Origin of the sequence: Halobellus rufus, assembly GCF_000739575.1 — an archaeon.
GTDB lineage: Archaea > Halobacteriota > Halobacteria > Halobacteriales > Haloferacaceae > Haloquadratum > Haloquadratum rufum.
Map to the genome: position 1 here is coordinate 391,447 of NZ_BBJO01000014.1, position 22,973 is coordinate 414,419.

Consider the following 22,973-nt stretch of genomic DNA (forward strand, 5'->3'; position numbering starts at 1 on the left):
ACAACGTCACAGAAACTTCGATCGCTCGAAGGTGCGCGAGTCGCGGTCGAAAGACGAGCGGTACGTCGTGAGGGCCGGTCCCTCGCCGTCGATTACGCCTTTCCGGTCGCCGTGAGCCCCTCGACGACCTTCCGCTGGAAGAACAGCATGAAGAGGATGAGCGGTATCACGGACATGAACACGGCCGCAGAGATCGTTCCCCACGGGTACTGGAACTCGCCCTGATAGAGCGCGATGCCGACCGTGATCGTCCGCATCGAGTCCTCCGTCATGAACGTCAGCGCGAAGAGGAACTCGTTCCACGCGTAGATGAACACGATGATCGCCGCCGTCGCCATCGCCGGGGCCGAGACCGGGAGGATGATCCGGAAGAGCACGCCCACGCGCGAGAGGCCGTCCATCAGGCCGGCCTCCTCCAACGAGTCGGGGAGTTCCTTGAAGTACGCCTGGAAGATCCAGACGGCGAACGGCAACTGGAACGCGGCGTAGGGGATGATGAGCCCGAGGTAGTTGTTGAGCAGCCCCCACGACCGAGCCAGGCTGAAAAGCGGGATGAGCCGGGCGATGAACGGCAGCATCGCCGTGCCGAGGATGAGAAGGAGGACGGGAAGCTTGAACCTGAACCGAAGCCGAGAGAGCGCGTACCCCGCGAGCGACCCGAGCAACACGTCCAGCACGGCCGTACCCGTGGCGACGATCGCGCTGTTGAGCAGGTATCTGAAGAACGGCGCTCCCTGGATCGCCGCTCGGTAGTTCTCTAAGGTCGGATCCCGCGGGATGTACTCGACGGGGAACGTGACGACGTTGCCCGGCTGTTTCAGCGACGTGATGAGCATCCAGAGGATGGGGAACACCGAGATCAGGGCGATGACGAAGATGCTCCCGTAGAATCCCAGTTTCTTGCCGACCCACTGGAACCGCTCGATCTCGAACGCGGAGGAGTCGTGGCTCATCTCACCGCACCTCCGGTTCGTAGAGGGTCCCGACGTACACCATCGCGATGGCGAGCGCCACCAGCGTGATCACCGTCGCCGTCGCGGCACCCTCGCCGAAGTTGAGCCGGGTGAACGTCAGCTGATGGTCGAACAGCACGAGCGTGGTCGTCGCCGACGCCGGACCGCCGCCCGTGAGCCCGAACGGGAGCCCGAACGCCTGGAACGCGGGGAGCGTCCGGAAGATGAGTGCGACGAGCAGCGTCGGTTTCAGAAGCGGGAGCGTGATGTCCCAGAACTGTCGGACCCGGGAGGCACCGTCCATCCGCGCCGCCTCGTAGAGGTGGTCCGGGATCGACTGCAGCCCCGCGAGGAGGATCAGCGCCATGAACGAACTCGTCTTCCAGATGGTGATGAACAGCATCGAGTAGAGCGCCGTGTCGGGCCTCGCCAGGAACGGGAAGGGTTGCTGGAGGAGTCCGACGCGGATGAGGAGGTCGTTTATCACGCCGTACTGGCCGTTGAACATCCACGCCCAGATCCGGGCGTTGATGACCGTCGGGATCGCCCAGGGGAACAGGATCGCCGCCTGCGCGAAGTACTTGCCGCGGAACTCGCGGTTGAGAAGCAGCGCGAGACCCAGCCCGAGGACCAACTCGATCGGCACGCTGACGAACGTGTAGATGAGCGAGACCCGCAGCGCGTTCCAGAACCCGTCGCCGTTCAGGAATGGTCCAGCAGGGGGCCGCTCCCGTAGATCTCGCGGTAGTTCTCCAACCCGACGAACTCGCGCGGGTTCATCTCCAGCACGTAACCGGTGTGAAGGCTCCCGATGACGGTGTCGAAGATCGGATAGAACGACACCGCCAGCAGGAACGACACCACCGGGGTCAATAGGATCACGGCCAGCTCCTCCTCGGTAAACCGGAGGTCACGGTACCGTTGTAGTCTACTCTGTCGTCTCGAGCCCTCTCGGCGAGGTGACTCGGACGAAGCTTCTGCAGTTTTCACCATTCGTATGCGTACACGAGCGTCTTTCGTTATAAAATTACAGGGGTGACTCGGACCGCCTCCGACGGCAGCAACGTACTTTTATAATACACTGACACAGAAGACCGAGTACACGATGCTTAGACGAGTCCGTACCCAAGTGGGAGAGGCGAGCGCCCGGTGGCGACGCAGGATCACGGCGGCCGACCGCGGCTGGAAGGCGACGGCACTCGGTGTCGCGATCGTTCTCCTGACGGTGTCGGTCTTCTGATGTCGCTGCTCCGCCGGATCGGACCCGGGCTACTGCTTTTGGCGGCGCTCGGGGGAACCGCTCGGGCCGTGGGTGCGACCACCCCGTTGAACCCGCTCATCGTCGCAATTGCCCTCGGGGCGATCGCCGCCGCCACCCTCGGCGTTCCCGCGTGGGCGAGACCCGGCGTCGACCGCCACAAACTGATCCTCGAAGTGGGCATCGTCCTCCTGGGCGCACAACTCACGCTCGGACAGTTGACCTCGACCGGGCCCTCCGTAGTCGGTCTCGCCGTCGGCGTCGTCGCCCTCGGCGTGCTGTTCGTCGAACTCGTCGGCCGGTGGGCGGGGCTCGAAGCGAAGACTCGCTCGCTGCTGGCGGCCGGTGCCAGCGTCTGCGGCGTCTCGGCGATCATCGCCGTCGCCGGGAGCATCGACGGCGACGAGGCGGACATCAGCTACGCGGCGGGAACCGTCCTCCTGTTCGACGCCGTCACGCTCGTCGCGTTCCCGGCCGTCGGCTCCCTCCTCGGCCTTCCGGACCGGACCTTCGGGATCTGGGCGGGGCTCAGCCTATTCTCGACCGGGCCGACCACCGCCGTCGGGTTCGCCATCTCGGAGGTCGCCGGGCAGTGGGCCACCGTCACCAAACTCATTCGGAACACGCTCATCGGGGTGCTGGCCGTCGCCTACGCGATCTACTACTCCGGCGGCGAGCGCCGGACCGGCCCGAGCGCGGTCTGGAACCAGTTCCCGAAGTTCCTCGTCGGGTTCCTCCTCGTGGCGGTCGTCGTCAACCTCGGCACCGTCGACGGCTCCACCAGAGCCGTGCTCGGGCGGATCAGCGACTGGCTGTTCGCGTTCGCCTTCGTCGGCCTCGGCGTCGAGTTGAACCCGCGCCGGCTCCGATCGACCGGGATTCGGCCGTTGGCCGTCGTCCTCGCGCAGTTCCTCACGGTCAGCCTGTTGGCACTGGGAGCGGTCCGACTCCTCGTGTGAGACCGGGTCGTCAGCTGCTGAATCCGACCTTGGCCCGCACCGAACCCGAACATTTTTTATCTGGTAAAACCGATCGGTTTCCGTTACCGTGACCGAAACAGACAGCCTCGTCAGTCACTTCGAGTGTTACGACTGCGGCGCCACCTACGAGTTGGACCACACCGAGTTCCCGTGCCCCGACTGCGGGGGGATCCTCGACCCCCAGTACGACTACGACGCGATCGACGTCTCCCGCGACGAGGTCGAATCCCGGCAGGATTCGATGTGGAAGTACCGCGAACTCCTCCCGATCCTCGACACCGACGACATCGTCTCGATGGGGGAGGGGAACACCCCGATCGTCGACTGCCCCGACCTCGCCGAGGAGATGGGGGTCGCCCGCGTCGCGATCAAAGACGAGGGGCAGAACCCGACGAACACGTTCAAAGATCGCGGCGCGTCCGCGTCTATCTCCGGGGCGAGCCAGCAAGACATCGAGGAAGTCGCGATCCCCTCGGCCGGAAACGCCGGTCAGGCCGCCGCGGCCTACACCACGCGCGCGGGCATCGACTGTCACGTCGTCCTCAACTACCAGTCGAACGACATCCAGAAGACGATGGTCGAGGCCCACGGCGCTGACCTCCACCTCGTCGACGGCAAACTCGACAAGGCCGGTGCGACGTTCGGCGAGATGCGCGATGAGCACGGGTGGTACACCGTCGCGACCTTCCAGACGCCCTTCAGACACGAGGGGAAGAAGACGATGGGGCTCGAAGTCTTCGAGCAGTTCGGTTGGAGCGGTCCCGACGAGATCTTCTACCCCACCGGCGGCGGCGTCGGACTGATCGGGATCTGGAAGGCCTACCAGGAACTCCTCGAACTGGGGTGGCTCGACGACGAGACCCCGCCAAGCCTCCACGTCGCCCAGTCCGAGGGGTGCGCGCCGGTCGTCGAGGCGATCGAGGAGCACCGCGAGCGCCACGACGCCTGGGAGTGCCCCCAGTCGATCGGCCGCGGGATCGAAGTCCCCGACCCGGGCGCGTCGCCGTGGATGCTCGAAGCTGTCTACGAGACCGGCGGGACCGGGAAAGCAGTCACCGACGGCGAAGCGCTGCAGGGCGCGCTGGACGCCGCGCGACACGCCGGCGTCGAGATGTGTGTCGAACCCGGGGCCGCCCTCGCTGCGGCGATGCAGATGGCCGAGGAAGGCGCGTTCGACGAGGACGACGAGATCCTCATCATCAACACCGGTGCCGGAAACAAGGCCGCCGACGCGCTGGATTACGCGATCGAGTGATTCACGGAGACGTTCTTCTTCGGTGATACCGGGGCACCGTCCGACCGTCGGACGGACCCCCCGACGGCTTACTCGCTGATAGCCTCGGCCAGCGCCTGAATCGGCGTGGGCGGGCCGTGCTGTCCGTCCGAACTGATCGGGCCGTCGGCGGCCCCGTCGGTCATATCCTCCAACTGGGTCCGACACGACGCGCCCGGTGCGACGACTGCGTCCGCGGGGCTCTCCGAGACCTGTTCGACGAGGATCTCTCCGATCGCCGTGCTCATCGCGTGGTGTTCGGCCTCGTACCCGAACGTCCCCGCCATCCCGCAGCACGAGGAGTCGAGCGGGTCGACGTCGTACCCCGCCCGCCGGAGCACGCCGACGGCGTGGTGGTCCTTCTTCGTCGCCTTCTGGTGGCAGTGGCCGTGATACGCCAGCGAGACGTCGGGTGCCTCGAAGTCGATCTGCCTGTCCAGTCCGAACGCGTCGAGGTACTCGCAGACGCCGTAGGTGTTCGCCGCGACCGATTCGACCGCCTCGCCGGCGAGCAGGTCGAGGTAGTCCGACTGGAACATCACGGCGTCGGACGGTTCGACGAGGACGACGTCCCATCCCGCCTCGACCCGCGGGGCGAGCGCGTCGACGTTTCCGGCGGCCGTCCGCCGAGACCGGTCGAGGAACCCCTTCGAGTGTGCGGGCCGCCCGCTGTCGGTTCGGTCGGCGAGTTCGACGTGGACGTTCGCGGCTTCGAGGACGCGGACCGCCGCCCGCCCGACGCCCGGGTGGCTGTAGTTCGTGTAGGTGTCGGGAAACAGGACCGCTCGCCGCTCGGCGTCGGACCGCGGCACCCGCGCTCCCCCGCGACTCCGGAACCACTCCTGGAGCGACTCCCGCTCGAAGGTCGGCAGCGTGCGCTCGCGGGCGATCCCGAGCACGCGCTCGGCGAGGTGGCGGGCCCCGGGGACGTCGGGGAGGGCGTTCGACAGCGGTGCCGTCGCGCTCCCGAGGCGCGCGAGCGTGTCGGCGTTCGCGAACAGTCTCTCTCGCAGTCCCGCGCCCTCTTGGCGGTGGCGAGCGTGGGTGACCTCGGCTTTGAGTTTCGCCATATCGACCTCGCTAGGACAGTCCTTCGCGCAGCCCTTACACCCGATACAGAGGTCCAGGACCTCGGTGACGAACTCCTCGTCGGTTGGGTCGTCGGGGACGTCGCCGCTCATCGCCTGCCGGAGCATGTTCGCCCGCCCGCGCGTGCTCGTGATCTCCTCGTCGGCCGCGCGGTAGGTCGGACACATCACGCCGCCCGTGGTCTCCTGCGCCCCGCGACAGCCGCCGCAGCCGTGACAGAGTTCGACCATCCCCTGCATCCCGTTGTCGTTCTCCCAGTTGAGTGCGGGGTCGAAGTCGACATCGAAGTCGTACCCCTCGCCGAACCGGAGGTTCTCGGTCATGTCCACGTCGCCGCAGACCTGTCCGGGATTGAGCAACCAGTCGGGGTCGAACGCGGTCTTCAGGTCCCGGAAGGCCTCCCAGAGCGTCTCGCCGTAGAGCTTCCGGTTCCACTGGGTTCGGGCCCGCCCGTCGCCGTGCTCGCCCGAGACCGCTCCGCCGAACTCGACGACTAGGTCGGTGACGGCGTCGGAGATGGCGACCATCGCCTCGCGGTCCGCTGCGGACTTCGCGTCGATGAGCGGGCGAACGTGCAGCACCCCCGGCCCGGCGTGCCCGTAAAACGAGGCGAACGTCCCCTGGTCTTCGAGGATGTCCTGAAACCGATCGACGAACGCCGGGAGGTGTTCGACGGGAACGGCGCAGTCCTCGATGAAGCTGATGTGCTTCTCGTCCGTGGTCCGCGAGAGCAGGATCGGGTTCGCCGCCTTCCGCATCTTCCAGAACGTCTTTCGCTGATCGGCCTCGTGCGCCTCCAGGGCGTCGGATGCGAGTTGCTGTCCGCGATCCGACGCGGGACTCCCGCCGTTCCGCACGCGGTCCTCGATGAGCGTCTCGGTCTTCTCGCGGCCGTCTCGCTCCCCGGTCGCGTAGAACTCCACGAGCAACGCGGCGTTGGTTCCGGAGGGCAAGAGCGAGATCACCTCCTCGAACTCCGCGGTCTCGCCCGCCAGGTCGATGAGCATGTCGTCGATGAGTTCGACCGCCGCGGGGTCGTGTTCGAGAACGTCGCCCACGTCGGAGACGGCGTCGTGAAGCCGTTCGTAGGTCAACAGCGCGACTGACTTCGTGTCCGGGACCGGTTCGAGCGAGACCGTCGCCTCGGTGACGATCGCGAGCGTGCCCTCGCTGCCGGCGAGCAGCCGCGCGAGGTTCACGGTTCCCGTTTCGGCCTCCTCGAGCAGTCGATCGAGGTTGTAGCCGGAGACGTTGCGTTTGAGCGGCGGGTATCTGGATTCGACCTCGGCGGCGTGTTCGTCGATGATCTCGAGAACGCCCGCGTAGATCCGCGGGAGGAGGTCATCGGCTCCGGCGTCGGCCCGTTCACGTAGGTCCGAGACGGTCACCTCCCCGAGCGTCTCGACGGTTCCGTCCGAGAGGACGACCTCGCAGGACTCCACGTAGGCGTCCGTCTTGCCGTACTTCAGGGAGTGCGCGCCCGTGGAGTTGTTCCCGATCGCGCCGCCGACCGTGCTCCGGTCGCCGGAGGCGGGGTCCGGCGCGAATTTCAGCCCCTCGGGCTCCGCCCGTCGGTTGAGATCTTCCAAGATTGTCCCCGCCTGCACGCGAGCGAGCTGGGCATCGCCGTCGACGTCGAGGACTCCGTCCATATGCCGCGTGAAGTCGAGGACGACCGCCTCGTTGACCGTCTGGCCCGCGAGGCTCGTCCCGCCGCCGCGGGGGAGCACGGGGATCTCCCGGTCCGCACAGTAGGAGACCACCGCGGCGACTTCGTCGGTGCTCTTCGGGAAGACGACGCCGATCGGCGTCACCTCGTAGGCGGAGGCGTCGGTCGCGTACAGCTGCCGGGTGTAGGTGTCGAACCGGACCTCCCCCTCGATCCGCCCGCGGAGCGCCTCGACGAGGTCCGGTCGCTCGACGCTGTCACTCGCGTATCCGTAGTCCGACCGGTCGTCTGCGGCGCGTGCTACAGTTCTCTCTGCCCGTCCACGTGCGTCGCGTGCCATCGGTTACCTCCGGGGTTAGTGACGGGGTTTCTTGATCGTTACGACGGGTGACGTACGATGGCGATCCCGATCTGTGTCCCGAGACCGACTCGGTCTCGAACTCTGGCACCGACGTATCGGGGTTGATTTAGGGGGCGTCGACGGTCGGCGCGTTGTCGCCCCCCCTGTGAGCGGTATTTCTGCGATAATTATTAGTAGTAGATGTTCAATTGGGAATATGTATGACAGACGGAGTCACAGACAAGCGTAGACGAGACCTTATCAAAACGATGGCCGGCGGTGGCGCGGTGCTCCTCGCTGGCTGTAGTAGCAACGGTGGGGACGGAGACGGCGGTGGAGACAGCGGTGGCGACGGCGGTGGAGATAGTGGAGGAGACAGCGGCGGCGACGGCGGGGATTCCGGAGACGGCGGCGACTCGCTCTCGATGACGTACGTCTATCCGGGCTACTTCAGTAACGACGCCGAGAGCCTCGTTCCGATGTTCGAGGAACAGGCCGGAAACATCACCGTCGAGTCCCAGCAGACGCCCTCGGACGCGTCCTCGACGCGCGAGTACTACGTCAACCAGTTCGTCTCGGGGTCCTCGTCGTTCGACGTCGGCAACATGGACGTCATCTGGCCCGCCGAGTTCGCTCAGAACGGGTGGGCCGCCGAGGTCAGCGATCCGGAGGGGCACACGGAGAACATGCTCCAGACGCCCATCGACTCGGTGACGGTCGACGGGACGATGTACGGGATGCCGATCCACACCGACGCGAACGCCCTGTACTATCGCACGGACTTACTGGAGGAGTACGGGTACGACAGTCCGCCGACGACGTACATGGAACTCGTCGAGATGGCCCAGGACATCAAGAGCCAGTCCGACGAGGACCTCAACGGCTACATCTGGCAGGGAGGATCCAACGAGGGGCTGACCATCATGTGGCTCAACTGGTTCTGGGGGATGGGCGGCGAACTCGAGCAGGACGGAGACCTGGTGGTCAACTCACAGGAGGGGATCGACGCGCTCCAACACGCGGTCGACCTCATCCACGAGTACGAGATCACGCCCGAGTCCATCCCGGCCTCGTCGACCGACCAGAACCGCCAGACGTTCCAGCAGGGCAACACCATCTTCATGCGCAACTGGCCCTACGCGGTCGCGATCATGAACGAGGACGGGTCGGCGGTTCAGGGCAACTTCGACGTCGCACCGATGCCCAAGGCCGAGGGCCACCAGGACGCGAAAAACTCCTGTCTCGGCGGGTGGAACCTCTTCATCAACGCCAACTCGGAGAACAAGGAGGCCGCCCAGCAGTTCGCGAGCTACATGGCCTCGATGGAGGCCCAGGAGACGATGGCGCTGGAGCACAGCCGTCTCCCGGTTCGAGAGGAGCTGTACGCCGACGAGTACTACGAGGAGGCCTCGCAACTCGAGACGTTCGCCCAGATCGTCGAGCAGACCAGCGCGCGCCCGGCGACGCCGCAGTACTCGACGTTCTCTGAGATCGTCTACACGAACTGCAACGCCGCCCTCGTTCAGGAGAAGACCGCCGAGGAGGCGCTGAACGACGCACAGGAAGAGATCGACAGCGAAGTCAACAACGCCTGATCGAGAGTCGGCGGCGACCTCTCGTCTCGGGTTCGCGTGACCACCGGAGCGGGTCGCGGTCCACGATCCAGTGATTCGATCGGTCGCGGTCGTGCTCCTCCTTCGGTTTCACTCCCGACGCTCCGCAAATTTTTATTTCGACCGTCATCAGCGTCCCTGCAGCACAACCGCACTCGAAAAACTCACTCCGACAGCGGCCGCCACCGACGCACTCCGCCCTGACGACTCAGACCGTCTGTTCCTCGAACTGATCCGTTATCCGGCGGTACATCACCGTGAGGGACTCCCGCTCGTCGTCGGTCAACTCCGGAAGCGGCGGGAGGGGCCCGCCGATGTCGAGGCCCTGGAGTCCGACGAGGTGCTTCGTCGCCGCGGCCGTCGGCAGGTCGGTCGTCGCACTCACGAACGGGGTGACGACCGTTCGCATCAGGTGGCGCGCCTCGGCGAGGTCCCCGCGGTCGTAGGCGTCGTACAGGTCAGTCATCACGGACGGGAACACGTTCGCCGGCCCGGCGATCAGGCCGTCGGTCCCGAGGTCGAGAGAGGCCGTCGCCAGCTCGGTGGCTCCCTGGAACACCAAGAACTCCTCGGGGGTCTCGTCGATGACGCGGTAGTGATACGCGAGGTCGCCCGACGTGTCTTTCAGCCCGACGACGGCCTCGTGTTCCGCGAGCCGACGGACCAAGTCGACGCCGATTTCGTTCCCGGTCAACTGCGGGATGTTGTACAGCAAGATCGGCAGCGGTGACTCGTCCGCGACTGCGGTGAAAAAGCGTTCGAGGCCCCCTTGGGTCGTCTTGAGATAGTACGGTGCGACGACGACAGCGGCGTCGGCACCCGTCGTCTTCGCGATGGCGATGTCCTCCAGCACCGAGTCGACGTCCGTCTCACAGCACCCTGCGAGAATCTTCGTCCGGCCGTCCACTTCGTCGGCGACCGTCTCGAGCACCCGTCTGTGTTGTGCCCCCGTTAGACTTGGAAACTCGCCGATAGAGCTGCTTGGAAAGAGCCCGTGCACCCCGGCGTCGACGAGCCGTTCGGTGAACGCCCTGAGTGCGTCCTCGTCGATCTCACGCCGCGGCCCGCGCGTCGGCGTTGCCATAGGTACCACTGTTCCCGAGAGGTTCATACATCTCGTAGGGTAGACCACTTAATTATAATTTGGGATGCATACACCCCGGGAACGCCGGCGGGCTCCGTAGCTGCGTAACACTTATGATTCAGATAACCAAGGATCGAAGTATGAGTCAACAGGCAGTCACGCGGCTCGACAAGCGAATGCTGATCGGCGGCTCGTGGGTCGACGGCGACGACCGGACCGACGTCATCCACCCGTACGACGGGGAACGAGTGGGGTCGGTCCCGATGGCGTCCGACGCCCAGGTCGCGGAGGCGATCGACGCCGCGGAGGCTGCGTTCGAGGCGTCTGAGCTGTCGGCGTACGAGCGGTACGAACTCCTCTCTGCGACCGCCCGGGCGGTCGAGGATCGCGCCGACGAGATCGCCCGGATCCTCACCAGCGAACAGGGGAAGCCGCTGGCGGACGCGCGCGGCGAGGTCGACCGCGCCGTGCAGACGCTCGACCTCTCGGCCGAGCAGGCCAAACGGATGTTCGGCGAGTACGTCCCGATGGACGCCCAGCGCGGGTTCGCGAAGGACCACTGCTTCACCCAGCGCGAGCCGCTCGGCGTCGTCGCCGCCATCACCCCGTTCAACTTCCCGCTGAACCTGATGGTTCACAAGGTCGGGCCCGCCCTTGCTGCCGGCAACAGCGTCGTCGGGAAACCGGCGAGTAACACCCCGCTCACGTCCGTGGCGCTCTTCGAGTGCCTCGAAACGGCCGCCGACGCCGTCGACGCCTCCGTCCCCGACGGGCTGTTCAACCTCGTCACCGGTTCGGGTTCGACTGTCGGCGACGCGATCCTCGCTCACGACGCCGTCGAGGCGATCTCCTTCACCGGCTCGACGGCGGTCGGGAAGTACCTCGCGAACAACAGCGGAATGACCGAACTGACGCTCGAACTCGGCGGCAACGACCCAACGATCGTCTGGCGCGACACGGACATCGAGGCGGCGGCGGCGCAGGTCGTCGGCGGTGCCTGCTCGAACGCCGGGCAGGTCTGCAACAGCGTCGAGCGCGTTCTCGTCCCCGAGGACATCGAAGACGACGTCGTCGAGGCCTTAGTCGACGCCGCGGAGGCGCTGACGGTCGGCGATCCGTTCGAGGCGGGGACAGACGTCGGCTCGATGGTTGACGACGACCAGTTCGGAGACGTCGTCGACCTGTTCGAGGCGACCGTCGAGGCGGGCGCGACCGTCGAGTGCGGCGGCGACTACGGCGGCGACCTCGGGCCGCGGACGTTCGAACCGACCGTTCTCTCGGGCGTGACGCCGGACATGCCCGCCGCGAAGGAGGAGACGTTCGGTCCCCTCGTCCCCGTGATAACGGTCGAGGACTTCGAGGAGGCGATCGCGGAGGCCAACAACACCGAGTACGGCCTCGAAGCGGGCCTGTTCACCCAGGACATCGACCGCGCCAAACGCGCGGCCGACGAGATCGACGCCGGCGGCGTGAACATCAACACCGTCAGCGGATTCCGCGCCGACCACATGCCGTACGGCGGGTTCAAGGACTCAGGCGTCGGGAAAGAGGGAATCAAGTACGCGGTCGAGCACTTCTCGCGGTCGAAGCTCGTCGGGTTCCACCAAGGATTCAACGCCTGAGCGTCTGGGCCGCCTTTTCAGATCTCCCGCGAATCCCACTTCCGGCCTCTCTTATCTCGATCGACGACGACCGTCAGTCAGCCTCACTCGACGCTGACCCAGCGATCCGACTCGGCGGCCTCGTAGACGGCCTCCATCGCACGCATATCCACGAGTCCGTGGTCGCCATCGGGGCCGATCGGGTTCGACCCTCTGAGGCGATCGGCGAAGTAGTCGAACTCCTCGAGCATCTGATCGACGGCCGTGACGGTGATCGACGCGCGACCGTCGCCTCGCGAGATGTGGAGTTCCCGAGCCTGGTCTTGGAAGAACGCGGGTTCGATACTCACCTGTCCCTCGGTCCCGGTGACGGTGATGCCCGACGACTGACGCGCGTTGTGGCTGGCGTAACACTGTCCGTACGTCTCCCCGGGGAACTCGACGGAGAACGCGACCGTCTCGTCGACCTCGTCGAACGCGCCGTGGGTACTGGAGACGTTTCCGGTCACTGCGACCGGATCCGCATCGAGCAGGTACCGCGCGGTGTTCAGCGGGTAGATCCCGATGTCGAACAGCGCGCCGCCCCCGGCCAGCGCCTCGTCTAGCCGCCACTGGTCGGGGTTGGGATCGATGCGGTCGAGCAACCGCTGGGACATGTTTCCGGTGACCGACATCGGCTCTCCGACGTAGCCGCCTGCGATCAACTCCCTGGCACGGCGGACCGTCGGTTCGGTCTGCATCCGGTAGGCGATCATCAGTTCGACGTCGGCCTCGGCGGCGACGTCCCGGAGTTCCGCCGCGCGCTCGCTGTCGCGCTCCATCGGCTTCTCACAGAGCACGGCCTTTCCGAAGGCCGCCGCCGTCTCGACGTACTCCAGGTGGAGCGCGTTGGGCGTGACGATGTAGACGGCGTCGTAGTCGTCCCGCGCCACGCCGTCGTGGAACTCCTCGTAGGTGATTCCCCGCGTGGCTCCCTCCGTCTCGCTCGCGATGCGCTCGGCCTTCTCGCTCGAACTGCTGACGAGGACCGACGGCTCACACAAGTCGCTCTCCTCCAGCGCCGGAAGGGCGCGGCCCTTCGTGAACCAACCCAGCCCGATGACGGCGAATCGGACCTCCTCCACGGAGTCGGCAGAAACCGTCTGCCAGTCACGTACACAGCTGTCTTCGAGAATTGCGTCCAACTCCATACGGCCCCACGATTCGCGCTGACCATAAACGCTCCCCCTCGACGTCGAGCGCGTTCGGTGGGATCAGATTCGGACTGGCGAGTCTGGAGATCGACGTCCGACCGGGGCCCTCAGGAATTACCCCCTTTCACGAACGTGACCGGACAGGGGGCAGACAGCAGGACCTTCTGCGCCGTCGAGCCGAAGACGGCCTTCCCCGTGGGCGATCGCTCGCGCCCTCCGACGATGATGAGATCTGCGTCCGTCTCCGTCGCGAGCCGGATGATCTCGTCCTCGTGCGGTCCGATGGAGCCTCTGATCTCGTAGACGAGACCGTGCTCGTCGAGTTTCTCGGTGATCGTGTGTATCGTCGCGTGTTGACTCGCCACCTCGTTCGGGTCCACGTCGTCCCGCCCGGCCAAGTTCAGCCGTTCGAGCGTCTCGTCGTATTGATCTCTCGTGAACACGTGGGACAGGACGACCTTCGCGTCGGCCGGCTTTGCGATGTCGATAACCGTCTGCGCCATCTCTTCAGCACGCTTCTTGTCTCCCGGTCCGACGGCTACCAAGACCCTTTCGAGTGCCATACCTGTGTACTATTTCGGACCGATTTAATTGTTTTCAGGCGGAACCTCCGAACTTCAGCGCGCTCCCGATATCGGCTACCGTATTCGACGACGATACTCTGGATCCAGCCTCCTATCGATTAATAAAATATATTAGTATAACAAATATAACATTGAATTCGAGAGATTTACTTGCAAACTGTTTTAGATCTCTCTTTACTACGATACAGAGAATATTTTTATTTCATCCTAATTATGGTTTTTATAACTCATCAATCCCATAGGACTATCTAATTATCACTCAAAAATGTCGAATACGTCCGGCCAAACTGCGACTGCCGGGTCGAATGCGGACACTAAAACCGGTCAGCGAGGCATCGAGTGACGGAACTCACTACTGACCAGCTATTCCTGCGGGACTGTCCCCGTCGGTTGCTCTGGCGCGGGTGCCGGCGGTTCGTGGGTCCCGAACTCCGGATGCGTTTCCTCCATCCAGACGTACACGATCGCCCCGGAGACGAACATCAGGAGTGCGGTCAGATAGAACGCCGCCTCGGCGTTGACGAACTCCATCGAGAGGCCGATGACGATCGCGCCGACCCCGTAGCCGGAGTCGCGCCACATCCGGTAGACGCCCATCCCGGTCGCGCGCCACGTCGGGTGGGCGGCGTCGCCGGGGACCGTCATCAGGTTCGGGTACAGCAGCGCCATCCCCAGGCCGGAAACGCCGGAGAGAAGCACCCACGGGAGGTATCCCTCGACGAGTACCATCCCGAGGACGCCCGCACCGGTCAGGAGCATCCCGGCGACGACCGGCGGCCGACGACCGATCCGGTCGGCGAGGCCGCCGGTCGCGATCTGGAGGAAGTACATCGCGCTGTGGACGCCGACGACGAACCCGACGGCGGCGATTCCGAGTCCCTGACTCGTGAGGTACAGCGGGACGGCGAGCCAGAACAGCGTGTCGACGAACTTCTCGATGTGTCCCGCCTGCGCGGCGGCGAACAGCGTCTTGTCGCCGTAGGTCGCGCGTTTCAGCACCTCTTTGAACGGGAGGTTCGCGTCGTGGTGGTCTTCGTCGTCGATCTCGGCCTCCGCGAGTTGGACCGTCTCCTCGATCAGGAAGATCGAGATGAGAAACGCCAGCACGACGACGACGGCGAGGAAGTAGAACGGTTCGGGCCGGAGGCTCGTCTGCGCGGCGATGACGCCGGTTACCCACGCACCGACGGCGACGCCGCCGTACCCGAACGCTTCGTCGATGCCGACGGCGAGCCCCCGCTGGTCGGGGCCCGCGATGTCGATCTTGGCGTTGATGGCCATACTCCACGTCAGCGCCTGATTGATCCCGAGCAGCACGTTCCCGACGGTGATCCACGCCCAGTTCGGAGCGAAGATGAGGATGACCGGGAGCGGCAGTGCGGTCACCCACCCGAGTACGAGCACCGGCTTGCGGCCGTATTCGCCGCCCCACTTCCCCGCGTAGAGGTTCAAGAGCCCCTTGACGAAGCCGAACGAGACGACGAACGAGCCGATGACGAACAGCGACTCGACGCCGAGGACGTCGCGACCGAGAACGGGGACCACCGCGCGTTCGGACCCGATGGTCAGCCCCGTCGCGAACACTAACAGGACGTGCAGCGAGAACTGCCCGAGGTGTTCGCGGATTCCCTGTTTGGGTTCAGTTGCCGTGCTCATCGGTCACTCCGCGGCGCAGTTGTTCGGGCCCAGTTCCAGTTCGGCCAGTTCGTCGGCGGGAACGGACTCCTGTCCAACGTTCGTCCGCTTGACGCGCTCGAAGTTCGGCGGGTGGTCCGGGATGTCTGACGCGAGCTGCCGGACGAACGCCTCGCGCTCGCGCCCGAGGTCGCCGTTCCGTTCCCGCACCTCGTCGAGGGTCGCGGTCACCGGAGGCTCCGGCGACCCGGGATCGTGCGCCGGCAGGACGAGCGCGTCGTTCGGCCGGTCGAGCAGTCGCTGGAGGCTCTCATAGAGCGTCGCGGCGTTCCCCTCGACGTCGGAGTCCTCGATGCCGGCCTCGACGCCGAGTTCGACGCGGCCGACGCTGTCGTGAAAGAGCGTATCGCCCGTGAGCAACGCCGCCCCCTCGACGTCGAACGAGACGCTTCCCTCGCTGTGTCCCGGCGTGTGGACGGCCTCGACGTCGAGTTGACCGACGGCTACGGTCTGCCCGTCCTCGACGGGGGTCGCGTCGATCGCGAGGGCGTCCTTCGGATGGAGATAGTACGGAACGCCGTGTCGGTCGGCGAGCTCCGACGCACCGGAGACGTGGTCCGCGTGAGCGTGCGTGTCGAAGACGCCGACGAGTTCGGCGTCGTACTCGCCGAGAATCGCTTCGTACTCCTCGAGGTAGTGTGACGGGTCGAAGACGGCGGCGTCACCGTCCGAGACGAGGACGTAGGAGAGGCAGCCTTTGCCCGGGCGCGCGACTTGGACGAGCGTCCCGTCGAAGTCGGCCTCGACTGCCGCGGAGCGGTGAACGCGACTCCAGCCGTTCATCCCGTCTTCGAGCGTTCTCGCGTCGTAACCCGTCGATTCGAGAATCTCAGTGGCTGTCGCAGCGGCGATGCCCGCACCGCAGACAGTCACGATCTCCTTCTCTTCGGGGAGCGCTGCGAGACGCTCACGTGCGCTCTCCCGGTCGTCGGCCAGTTCGTCGTAGACGTCGACGTTGACGCTGTCCGGGATGTGCCAGTCGTCGTACTCCTCTTCGTGGCGAATATCGACCACGAGTACGTCGTCGTCGACTCGTGACCGTTCGCCGAGTTCCGCTGGGCTGATCTCCGACATTCGTGATCTCTCCTACGAACAGTATCCGAATATAGGCCCTGCCGGACATAACCGGCACCGTTAATCTTCTTCCGTTCGTTTCACTAGATATGAGTCTGTACGAGGCCTCGTTTCGGGTCAGACACGAGTGCCCCTACCGGGAGATCTCGGAGCGTTACCCGGACCTCACGATCCGGGAGTGGTACCTGAGCGACTGCCAGGTGGTCGAGATCACCTCCCCGGCGTCGCCGGCGGCGGACCTCCTCGAGGAGATCGAACAGATGGGGACGATACTCCACGAGTCGGTCGACGAGTCGGGGCTCCACGTCGTGACCCAGTCGTGTCTCTGTTCGTTGGAGGACTCGATCATCGAGCGGTTCGAGCGGTACAACTGCCTGTATCAGCCGCCGACGGTCCACCGGCAGGGCTGGGAGCACTACACCGTCATCGCGTTCGACGAGCGCGACGTCCGATCGCTGCTCCGCGATCTGGAGGCGGACCGCGACGTCGAAGTGCTCTCGAAGACGGCGATCGCCGAACAGGAGATCCCCCACAGTATGCTCGCTCCGGTGGATCAGCTGTTCGACGACGTGACGGAGCGGCAGCTCGCGGCGCTTCGACTGGCGCTGGAGAGCGGCTACTACGAACAACCGCGGAAGACGTCGCTGCGGGAACTGGCCGAGCAGACCGCGGTGGCCCGTTCGACGTACGAAGAACACCTCCGGAAGGCCGAGAACAAGATCCTCACGAACGCCGGGCAGTTCCTCCGGTTGGTCACGGCGGCCTCTGGGGCAGACCCCTTGGAGGTCGAACGGACGCGCCGGACCGAGCAGGCAGCGGACTGACGGCTCCGGATAGTTACTGCACCTCGTAACGGCCTCCGTTCGAGAGGATCGAGACGGCCATCGCTTCGTCGACGGCACGCTCGGTGCGGGAGCCGAGGTCGTTCTGCGACTGCGCGTTCTCGTCGAGGACCAGTCGGTCGCGAGCGCCACCCGTTTCTCCCCTTGGATGGCGAACGTGTTCGGGAAAGTTCGCCGAACGCGACGTGGAGGCACGTGATGAAGCCGACCTCGACTGCGGACGCCGGGTTCGGCCCTCGACGGAATTTAATCGACCATACAGTCACATTGTCGCGTGAGAGTCTTGTCGTGGGGTACCGACGCCGTTGTGCTGCTCGCCGTCGCGTCTCGGAACTCTGTGACTCCGTCGCGTTACAACCCCCAGAAGTACGCGATGCCGGCGGTCGTGACGACAGTCAGGATGAGTTGGAGCGGCGCGCCGACGCGCGCGAAGTCGGTGAACTTGTACCCGCCGGGGCCGTAGACCATCAGGTTCGTCTGGTAGCCGACCGGGGTCAGTAGCGGGGTGCTGGCCGCGAAGGTCACGGCCATCGCGAACGCGAAGGGATTCGCGCCGAGTTGGCTCGCAACCTCGACCCCGATCGGTAACATCAACACGACGCTGGCGGAGTTGCTGACCATCTCCGTGATGACCGCGGTGCCCAGATAGAACAGCCCCAGGACCGCGACCACGGGCAGGAGAACGCTGACGGAGACGACGAGGTCAGCGACGAGGTCCGCCGTGCCCGAGGCCTCGACTGCGATGCCGAGCGGGATGACGCCCGCAACCATGAAGATCACTTCCCAGTCGATGGCGTCGTAGGCGTCCTCGGGCGTGAGGATGCCCGTGAAGAACATTGCCGCGACGCCCGTCAACGCACTCACCATGAGCGTGAGGACGTCGAGTGCCGCGAGTCCGAGGGCGCCAGCGAGGATCCCCAGCGCGACGGGGATCTTCGACCGGTCGAACTCCTCCCACCTGTCCTCGCCCGCGATAGCGACGTTCGTGTCCCTCGCGATGCGATCGAGCACTTGGTCGGGCGCTTGGACGAGGACGACGTCGCCGGCCTGTAACCTGACCTCTCGGAGGCGCTGGCGGATCACTTCGTCGCCGCGCCGGATCGCCAGAACGGTCACGTCGTAGTCGCGCTCGAAATCTGCGACACCGCTGCGTCGATTCGACCAGGGCCCGGGCAACAGCACGAGTTCGGTGAGTTCGATCTCCTCGTCGGAGGACTCCTGAACCGTTTCCTCGTCGTTCTCCTCGGTATCTTCGCGAGACGCTCCGTTCTCAGTGAGAGAGCCGCTGCCATCCGCGTCGAAGGATTCCCACCCGTGACGCCGTGGCGAGAACCCGGGCGGGAGCGGTGCGTCGTCCTCGGTGGCCGCTTCCATAACCTCCGGAAGCAGCTGCAAGTGATCCTGTTCGATGACCTCTTGGAGGGTTTCCTGGTCGGCTCTGACGGAGAGGACGTCGCCGGCCTGGATCCGTTCCGATCCGAGCGCGCGGGCGAGCGTCCGGTTGCCACGAACGATCTGGAACACGTCGAGATCGAGGTCCCGCTCGCTCAGTTCCCCGACCAGGGAACCGACGAGCGGCGAATCTTCCATCACGACGACGTCGGTGAGGTAGTCGGTCATACCGAACGCGTCGGTGGGAGAGCCCGCCGGCTTGATCCGCGCCGGAGTGAGGTACCGACCGATGGTGAGCAGGTACACGATCCCCACGAGCAAGACGATGGCTCCCAAGTGCGTGAACTCGAGAAGGGAGAACGGCTGCGCGTCTGGACCGCCGACTTGGACCCACACCTCGCTCGCTAGCAGGTTCGTTATCGTCCCGACGACGGTGAGCATACCGCCGAGCATCGAGGCGAACGACAGTGGTATCAGGAGCTTCGAGGGTGACGTTTTCGTTTGCCGAGCGAGGTTCATTATCGCGGGTATCAACACGGCGACGACCGAGACGTTGCTGACGACCCCGCCCGGCGGGCCGGAGAGAGTGACCGTGGCGAGCAACTGCCGGAACTCGTTGTCCCCGGCGAACGCGACGAGCTTTCGCGTGAGGATTTGGATGACGCCGGTCCGTCGGACGCCTTCGCTCAGGACGAACATCGCCAGCACGGTGAGCGTCGCGGGATTCGAGAACCCCGAGACTCCCTGCTCCGGCGACACGCCGGTCCACTCGCCGAGGAGGACGAGGGCGACCACGAGACCCACGGCGGTGGCGTCGATCGGAACTGGTTGAGTGACGAAGAGGACGAAGACGACGGCGATGATCGCCAGTACGACGAATACGTCGATCGAGACCGGTAGCTCGACCGGGAGTTGCTGGAGAGATACCGGCGCCGCCAGTGTGAGGACGCGCAGTCCGTTCGTCACGAATCGATCGTACGTGGATCCTCGTGGGGATTACATAGTAGTACGGTTCGCCACGCTTTCGCCAAACCGCGATGGTATCTGCCGATCATCGGGAGACACCTGCCGTGCGAACTGCTTTGTGGCTGTTCGGCGTAGCGGACCTAGGATTCTCCGAGACTAGCAGCTAGTCTGTCGGATTTCTCGTTCGGCTCTGATCTTCGATATCGGGCGTGCTGGAGGGTCCTTGAGGAACTCTGAACTCGCCCTCAGGTCGATCCAAGGTTCCAGAAAGACGCCCCACCTGGATCGTGCGGGTTACTCGTCGCTATCACTCGGCGGCGGTTCGCGTTGGACGACGAATACGGGCCCGAGGAACTGGTCGGCGACCTGGTCGGCCGGCATCCCGAACACGAACGTCACGAGCGACGGATCCGTCTCACCCATCACGACGGTATCGAACGTCTCAGCCGCGTCGACGATCGCCTCGAAGGCCCCCTGCTCTCGCTCGACCCGTGTCTCGATCCGTGACTCGTCGACACCGAGATCCCCCAGCCGATCGGCCATCCCATCGAGCAACGTCCCGATATCCTCGTCTGTTTCGTCCGTGTCTGCGACGTGGTACAGCGTTATCGAGGCGTCCATCGGACCGAACACGCCGGCGACGATGCGGGCGAGACGGTCGATTCCCACGGTCCCGCGGACGGCGACGAGCACGTCGTCGACCGCCCCGATTGCGTTCGGGACGAGCACAGCTAGGCAGTCGTGCTCGTGGATCGTGCGATCGATCGTCTTCTGGCCGTCGTGCGTGAAGACCAATCGCCGTTCGACTGTCGCGCCCGCCTCCTCGAAGATCGCCTCGTAGTCGTCGAGACGGGCCGTGGCTCGGTCCTCGAACTGCATCTGCGCCTGTCCCGGGGCGGTCTGTTCGGGAATGACGTGATAGCCCAGCAGGACGACGTGGGCGTTCGAGAGGAGCTCTGGAACGCCCTCGGGGACCGACTCCCCTTCGAGCACGCGAAGTGGAACGAGTACCGCGGGTCGGTCCGCCATATCAGATGTCTCCCTTGAGTGTGACGTCCCCAGCGTAATAACGATACCAGGCGTACGACCCGACCATAACGACGACTCCGATGCCGATCGATGCAGGCTGCATGAAGGCGATCAGGCCGAAGCTGGCGAGCGCACCGACGCCGGGTACCACCGGATACCCGGGAACGCGGTAGCTGGGCGTGTACCACGCCGGGTTCCGGCGTCGCAACACGATCAGCGCGACGCACATCAGCCCGTACATGACGAGGTGGAGAAACGACGCGACCTCCGCGAGCAGTTCGACCTGCCCGGTCGCCACGAGGGCGAGGATCGGGCCACCGGCCGCCAGCAACGCGACGTGCGGCGTCCCGTATCGGAGGTTGACCTCGCTCGCCTTCCGGGGGAGCAACGCGTCTCGGCTCAGCGCGTACACCGCTCGCGAGGCGCTCAGTATCGACGCGTTCGCGCTCGAAAACGTCGCTAACAGTCCGGCACCCAGAATCGCGACCGCGCCGGGCAGTCCGAGGAACTCACGGGCCACTTCGACCATCGCCGTCTCGCCGAACTGGCCCAGCCGGTCGGCACCGAAGGCGCTCGTCGCGACGAAGATCGTCACGACGTAGAACACGGTGACGACGAGCACCGACCCGACCATCGCCAGCGGGAGGTTCCGCCCCGGCCGTTTGATCTCGCCCGCAACGGTCGCGACTTGGGCGAATCCCAGATACGACGTGAACACGAGTGCGGCCGTCGTCAACACCGGGAAGTAGCCCCGGGAGAAGAACTGTTCGGGAACGCTGGTCCGACCGAAGACCCCGAAGGCGTCGAGGACGCCATACGAGAGAAACCCCGTGAGGACCACGAGGAGGATCCCGACGACGACGTTCTGGAGCTTGGCCGTGTTCTCTGTGCCGCCGATACTCAGCGCGGTCAGCGCTGCCCCGAACAGTAGTCCGATCCCGATGACGGGACTGAACGGGAGGCCGACGCCGAGTTCGGCGAACACCGCGCTCGCGTAGTGACCGAGGCCGACGAGGTAGAACGCGGAGGCGAACATCAGTCCCAGCCACAGCCCGAGTCCCACGATTGCCCCGTAGGCGGTGCCCATCCCCCGCGAGATGAAGTAGTAGCCCCCACCGCTTCGCGGCATCGCCGTGGCGAGTTCGGAGGTCGGGAGCGCCACGAGTAACGCGATCAACCCGCCGATGGCAAAGGATCCGGTGGCGGCGAGTCCCGCGTTGTCCGCAGCCAACCCGGGGAACACGAAGATTCCCGCGCCGATCATCGTCCCGATTCCGATTGCCAGCCCGCCGACCAGTCCGATCGTCCGCTCGAGTTCGACGTCGTCGTCGTGAACCGTCGTATCGTCAGTGACGGCTTCCGGCTCCGCTGCCGGCGTCTCACCGGCGACGTTCTGCCCTGCCGGCTCGACGTCGACCGGCTGTTCGGCCATAGTATCCGTTTTTTCAACAACCAGATAAAATCGGCGGTGGGAAAGGCGACTCTTCTGGTGGATTCGTTGTACGAACCAATAATAGTGATTTGCTGATGAGTACGATCGAACGTCGCCGCGAAATCAGTATTTTTCGAGCGGTTGGCATCAGACGTGGTGGAGTACTGATGAGGATCCTTGCAGAAGCCGGCTTGTTTGGGGGTGTCGGTGGTCTCTTTGGAGCCCCTGCTTCGCTCGTGGTTGGCAGCGTCATTTTCGAATCAATCGCAGCGATCCCACGCTCGTGTTCCAATGGGGGGAGTATCCGCTACCTGCTCTTGGGTTTCGGATTCGCCGTGGTTGCCAGTCTCCTGAGTGGGCTGTATCTCGCCTGGAAGGCTGCGAACGACCCCGGTCGAAGCACTCGGAGGGTTACGGGGTTCGTTGGACCGAAATTTCGACCTGGCGTACGCTTAGAGCGCATCGTAATCGCTGCTGCATTGGTGATCGTCGAAATCGAACGTAGCTCGATGGTGAATCTCTGAGGCGGTGACGACGACATTGGCTGATGCTGCGGGTCGAAGTCGGTCGAGTAGTTCGTGTGTCAGAAGATACGGGGTAAGGCGATTACCGGTGAACGTGAGTTAGGCCCCGTCCTCGGTTTCTGATCGGCGGCGAGATGAGACCCCAGCGTCGTGGACGAGGCGCGGAGCGCCGAGGGAATAGGGTGGAGGTAGTTTACCGAATCAGTTACTCGAACAGATAGTTTCGATATCGTCGGTTGTGGAGGGCATCCAGTTGCTTTCGGCTGCCATCGACTGACAGAGAGTGCTGGCCGTTGAGAACCGAGTTCCCGTGAAGAACCCAGCAAGGAGTATATGGAGAAAAATCGCAAAGACGAGTCGATATCAATAGTAGGCCCTCGGC

The 22,973-nt window shown here is 64.9% G+C and carries 19 protein-coding genes; 7 read left to right on the forward strand and 12 right to left on the reverse strand.

Annotated features, from left to right (window positions below):
- Positions 1-92: 92 nt before the first annotated feature.
- Genes ACP99_RS08390 through ACP99_RS20475 form a run of 3 tightly spaced genes read right to left on the reverse strand, consistent with a single transcriptional unit; the run spans position 93 to position 1,835 of the window.
- A complete protein-coding gene (locus tag ACP99_RS08390) occupies positions 93-953 on the reverse strand; it encodes a carbohydrate ABC transporter permease (protein WP_049986159.1) in 861 nt (286 codons plus the stop codon).
- Between the two features lies 1 nt (position 954).
- On the reverse strand, positions 955-1,599 hold the full coding sequence (locus tag ACP99_RS08395; RefSeq protein ID WP_049986160.1) for a carbohydrate ABC transporter permease: 645 nt from the start codon (positions 1,597-1,599) through the stop codon (positions 955-957).
- A gap of 56 nt (positions 1,600-1,655) precedes the next feature.
- Positions 1,656-1,835, reverse strand: coding sequence for a sugar ABC transporter permease (locus ACP99_RS20475; RefSeq protein ID WP_197052390.1), 180 nt, complete (start codon positions 1,833-1,835; stop codon positions 1,656-1,658).
- 223 nt (positions 1,836-2,058) lie between these two features.
- On the opposite strand from ACP99_RS20475, the gene ACP99_RS21215 reads away from it, so the two are divergent.
- The 3 genes from ACP99_RS21215 (at position 2,059) to ACP99_RS08405 (ending at position 4,446) form a co-directional block, all read left to right on the forward strand.
- Positions 2,059-2,193, forward strand: coding sequence for a hypothetical protein (locus tag ACP99_RS21215; protein WP_269319658.1), 135 nt, complete (start codon positions 2,059-2,061; stop codon positions 2,191-2,193).
- A complete protein-coding gene (locus ACP99_RS08400) occupies positions 2,193-3,170 on the forward strand; it encodes a YeiH family protein (protein WP_049986161.1) in 978 nt (325 codons plus the stop codon). The genes ACP99_RS21215 and ACP99_RS08400 overlap by 1 nt, the downstream gene beginning before the upstream one ends.
- An 88-nt stretch (positions 3,171-3,258) precedes the next feature.
- Complete coding sequence (locus tag ACP99_RS08405) at positions 3,259-4,446, forward strand: threonine synthase (protein ID WP_049986162.1); 1,188 nt, start codon at positions 3,259-3,261, stop codon at positions 4,444-4,446.
- 68 nt (positions 4,447-4,514) lie between these two features.
- On the opposite strand, the gene ACP99_RS08410 is transcribed toward ACP99_RS08405, so the two are convergent.
- Positions 4,515-7,562: an FAD-binding and (Fe-S)-binding domain-containing protein gene (locus ACP99_RS08410; RefSeq protein WP_049986163.1), complete on the reverse strand. Its 3,048-nt coding sequence runs from the start codon at positions 7,560-7,562 to the stop codon at positions 4,515-4,517.
- A 269-nt stretch (positions 7,563-7,831) separates the two neighbouring features.
- Between ACP99_RS08410 and ACP99_RS08415 the strand changes: the two genes are divergently transcribed.
- Positions 7,832-9,157 carry an ABC transporter substrate-binding protein gene (locus ACP99_RS08415; RefSeq protein ID WP_049986164.1) on the forward strand — a complete coding sequence of 442 codons (1,326 nt, stop codon included), beginning with the start codon at positions 7,832-7,834 and terminating at the stop codon, positions 9,155-9,157.
- Positions 9,158-9,383: 226 nt separating this feature from the next.
- Here the strand turns inward: ACP99_RS08415 and ACP99_RS08420 are convergent, their stop codons facing one another.
- On the reverse strand, positions 9,384-10,286 hold the full coding sequence (locus ACP99_RS08420; protein ID WP_081927289.1) for a dihydrodipicolinate synthase family protein: 903 nt from the start codon (positions 10,284-10,286) through the stop codon (positions 9,384-9,386).
- 113 nt (positions 10,287-10,399) lie between these two features.
- Here ACP99_RS08420 and ACP99_RS08425 point away from each other — a divergent pair, with 113 nt between their 5' ends.
- The gene (locus ACP99_RS08425; RefSeq protein WP_049986166.1) at positions 10,400-11,881 is read left to right on the forward strand and encodes an aldehyde dehydrogenase family protein; all 1,482 of its coding nucleotides are present in this window, start codon (positions 10,400-10,402) and stop codon (positions 11,879-11,881) included.
- A gap of 83 nt (positions 11,882-11,964) precedes the next feature.
- On the opposite strand, the gene gfo6 is transcribed toward ACP99_RS08425, so the two are convergent.
- From gfo6 to ACP99_RS08445, 4 genes are all read right to left on the reverse strand, one after another.
- Positions 11,965-13,050 carry a D-xylose 1-dehydrogenase Gfo6 gene (gene gfo6, locus ACP99_RS08430; protein WP_049986167.1) on the reverse strand — a complete coding sequence of 362 codons (1,086 nt, stop codon included), beginning with the start codon at positions 13,048-13,050 and terminating at the stop codon, positions 11,965-11,967.
- 110 nt (positions 13,051-13,160) lie between these two features.
- The gene (locus ACP99_RS08435) at positions 13,161-13,616 is read right to left on the reverse strand and encodes a universal stress protein (protein WP_049986168.1); all 456 of its coding nucleotides are present in this window, start codon (positions 13,614-13,616) and stop codon (positions 13,161-13,163) included.
- Positions 13,617-14,000: 384 nt separating this feature from the next.
- Positions 14,001-15,293, reverse strand: a complete 1,293-nt coding sequence (locus ACP99_RS08440) for an MFS transporter (RefSeq protein WP_049986169.1) — start codon at positions 15,291-15,293, stop codon at positions 14,001-14,003.
- Between the two features lie 3 nt (positions 15,294-15,296).
- On the reverse strand, positions 15,297-16,406 hold the full coding sequence (locus ACP99_RS08445; protein WP_049986170.1) for an MBL fold metallo-hydrolase: 1,110 nt from the start codon (positions 16,404-16,406) through the stop codon (positions 15,297-15,299).
- A gap of 89 nt (positions 16,407-16,495) precedes the next feature.
- Here ACP99_RS08445 and ACP99_RS08450 point away from each other — a divergent pair, with 89 nt between their 5' ends.
- A complete protein-coding gene (locus ACP99_RS08450; protein WP_049986171.1) occupies positions 16,496-17,230 on the forward strand; it encodes a helix-turn-helix domain-containing protein in 735 nt (244 codons plus the stop codon).
- 369 nt (positions 17,231-17,599) lie between these two features.
- Here the strand turns inward: ACP99_RS08450 and ACP99_RS08455 are convergent, their stop codons facing one another.
- The 3 genes from ACP99_RS08455 to ACP99_RS08465 form a co-directional block, all read right to left on the reverse strand.
- The gene (locus ACP99_RS08455; RefSeq protein WP_049986172.1) at positions 17,600-19,606 is read right to left on the reverse strand and encodes an SLC13 family permease; all 2,007 of its coding nucleotides are present in this window, start codon (positions 19,604-19,606) and stop codon (positions 17,600-17,602) included.
- A gap of 294 nt (positions 19,607-19,900) precedes the next feature.
- Positions 19,901-20,635 (reverse strand): universal stress protein, encoded by a 735-nt coding sequence (locus ACP99_RS08460; protein WP_049986173.1) that lies wholly within the window; start codon positions 20,633-20,635, stop codon positions 19,901-19,903.
- A 1-nt stretch (position 20,636) separates the two neighbouring features.
- The gene (locus ACP99_RS08465; protein WP_049986174.1) at positions 20,637-22,067 is read right to left on the reverse strand and encodes an APC family permease; all 1,431 of its coding nucleotides are present in this window, start codon (positions 22,065-22,067) and stop codon (positions 20,637-20,639) included.
- 95 nt (positions 22,068-22,162) lie between these two features.
- On the opposite strand from ACP99_RS08465, the gene ACP99_RS21395 reads away from it, so the two are divergent.
- Positions 22,163-22,591, forward strand: coding sequence for an FtsX-like permease family protein (locus tag ACP99_RS21395; RefSeq protein ID WP_081927293.1), 429 nt, complete (start codon positions 22,163-22,165; stop codon positions 22,589-22,591).
- The last annotated feature ends 382 nt before the right edge of the window (positions 22,592-22,973 follow it).

What these genes read in the sequence shown, in the direction of transcription:
- ACP99_RS08390 (WP_049986159.1), bottom strand. Translation starts at nt 953, where the DNA reads ATGAGCCACGACTCCTCCGCGTTCGAGATCGAGCGGTTCCAGTGGGTC.
- ACP99_RS21215 (WP_269319658.1), top strand. Translation starts at nt 2,059, where the DNA reads ATGCTTAGACGAGTCCGTACCCAAGTGGGAGAGGCGAGCGCCCGGTGG.
- ACP99_RS08400 (WP_049986161.1), top strand. Translation starts at nt 2,193, where the DNA reads ATGTCGCTGCTCCGCCGGATCGGACCCGGGCTACTGCTTTTGGCGGCG.
- ACP99_RS08410 (WP_049986163.1), bottom strand. Translation starts at nt 7,562, where the DNA reads ATGGCACGCGACGCACGTGGACGGGCAGAGAGAACTGTAGCACGCGCC.
- ACP99_RS08415 (WP_049986164.1), top strand. Translation starts at nt 7,832, where the DNA reads ATGGCCGGCGGTGGCGCGGTGCTCCTCGCTGGCTGTAGTAGCAACGGT.
- ACP99_RS08420 (WP_081927289.1), bottom strand. Translation starts at nt 10,286, where the DNA reads ATGAACCTCTCGGGAACAGTGGTACCTATGGCAACGCCGACGCGCGGG.
- ACP99_RS08425 (WP_049986166.1), top strand. Translation starts at nt 10,400, where the DNA reads ATGAGTCAACAGGCAGTCACGCGGCTCGACAAGCGAATGCTGATCGGC.
- gfo6 (WP_049986167.1), bottom strand. Translation starts at nt 13,050, where the DNA reads ATGGAGTTGGACGCAATTCTCGAAGACAGCTGTGTACGTGACTGGCAG.
- ACP99_RS08435 (WP_049986168.1), bottom strand. Translation starts at nt 13,616, where the DNA reads ATGGCACTCGAAAGGGTCTTGGTAGCCGTCGGACCGGGAGACAAGAAG.
- ACP99_RS08440 (WP_049986169.1), bottom strand. Translation starts at nt 15,293, where the DNA reads ATGAGCACGGCAACTGAACCCAAACAGGGAATCCGCGAACACCTCGGG.
- ACP99_RS08445 (WP_049986170.1), bottom strand. Translation starts at nt 16,406, where the DNA reads ATGTCGGAGATCAGCCCAGCGGAACTCGGCGAACGGTCACGAGTCGAC.
- ACP99_RS08450 (WP_049986171.1), top strand. Translation starts at nt 16,496, where the DNA reads ATGAGTCTGTACGAGGCCTCGTTTCGGGTCAGACACGAGTGCCCCTAC.
- ACP99_RS08460 (WP_049986173.1), bottom strand. Translation starts at nt 20,635, where the DNA reads ATGGCGGACCGACCCGCGGTACTCGTTCCACTTCGCGTGCTCGAAGGG.
- ACP99_RS08465 (WP_049986174.1), bottom strand. Translation starts at nt 22,067, where the DNA reads ATGGCCGAACAGCCGGTCGACGTCGAGCCGGCAGGGCAGAACGTCGCC.
- ACP99_RS21395 (WP_081927293.1), top strand. Translation starts at nt 22,163, where the DNA reads ATGAGTACGATCGAACGTCGCCGCGAAATCAGTATTTTTCGAGCGGTT.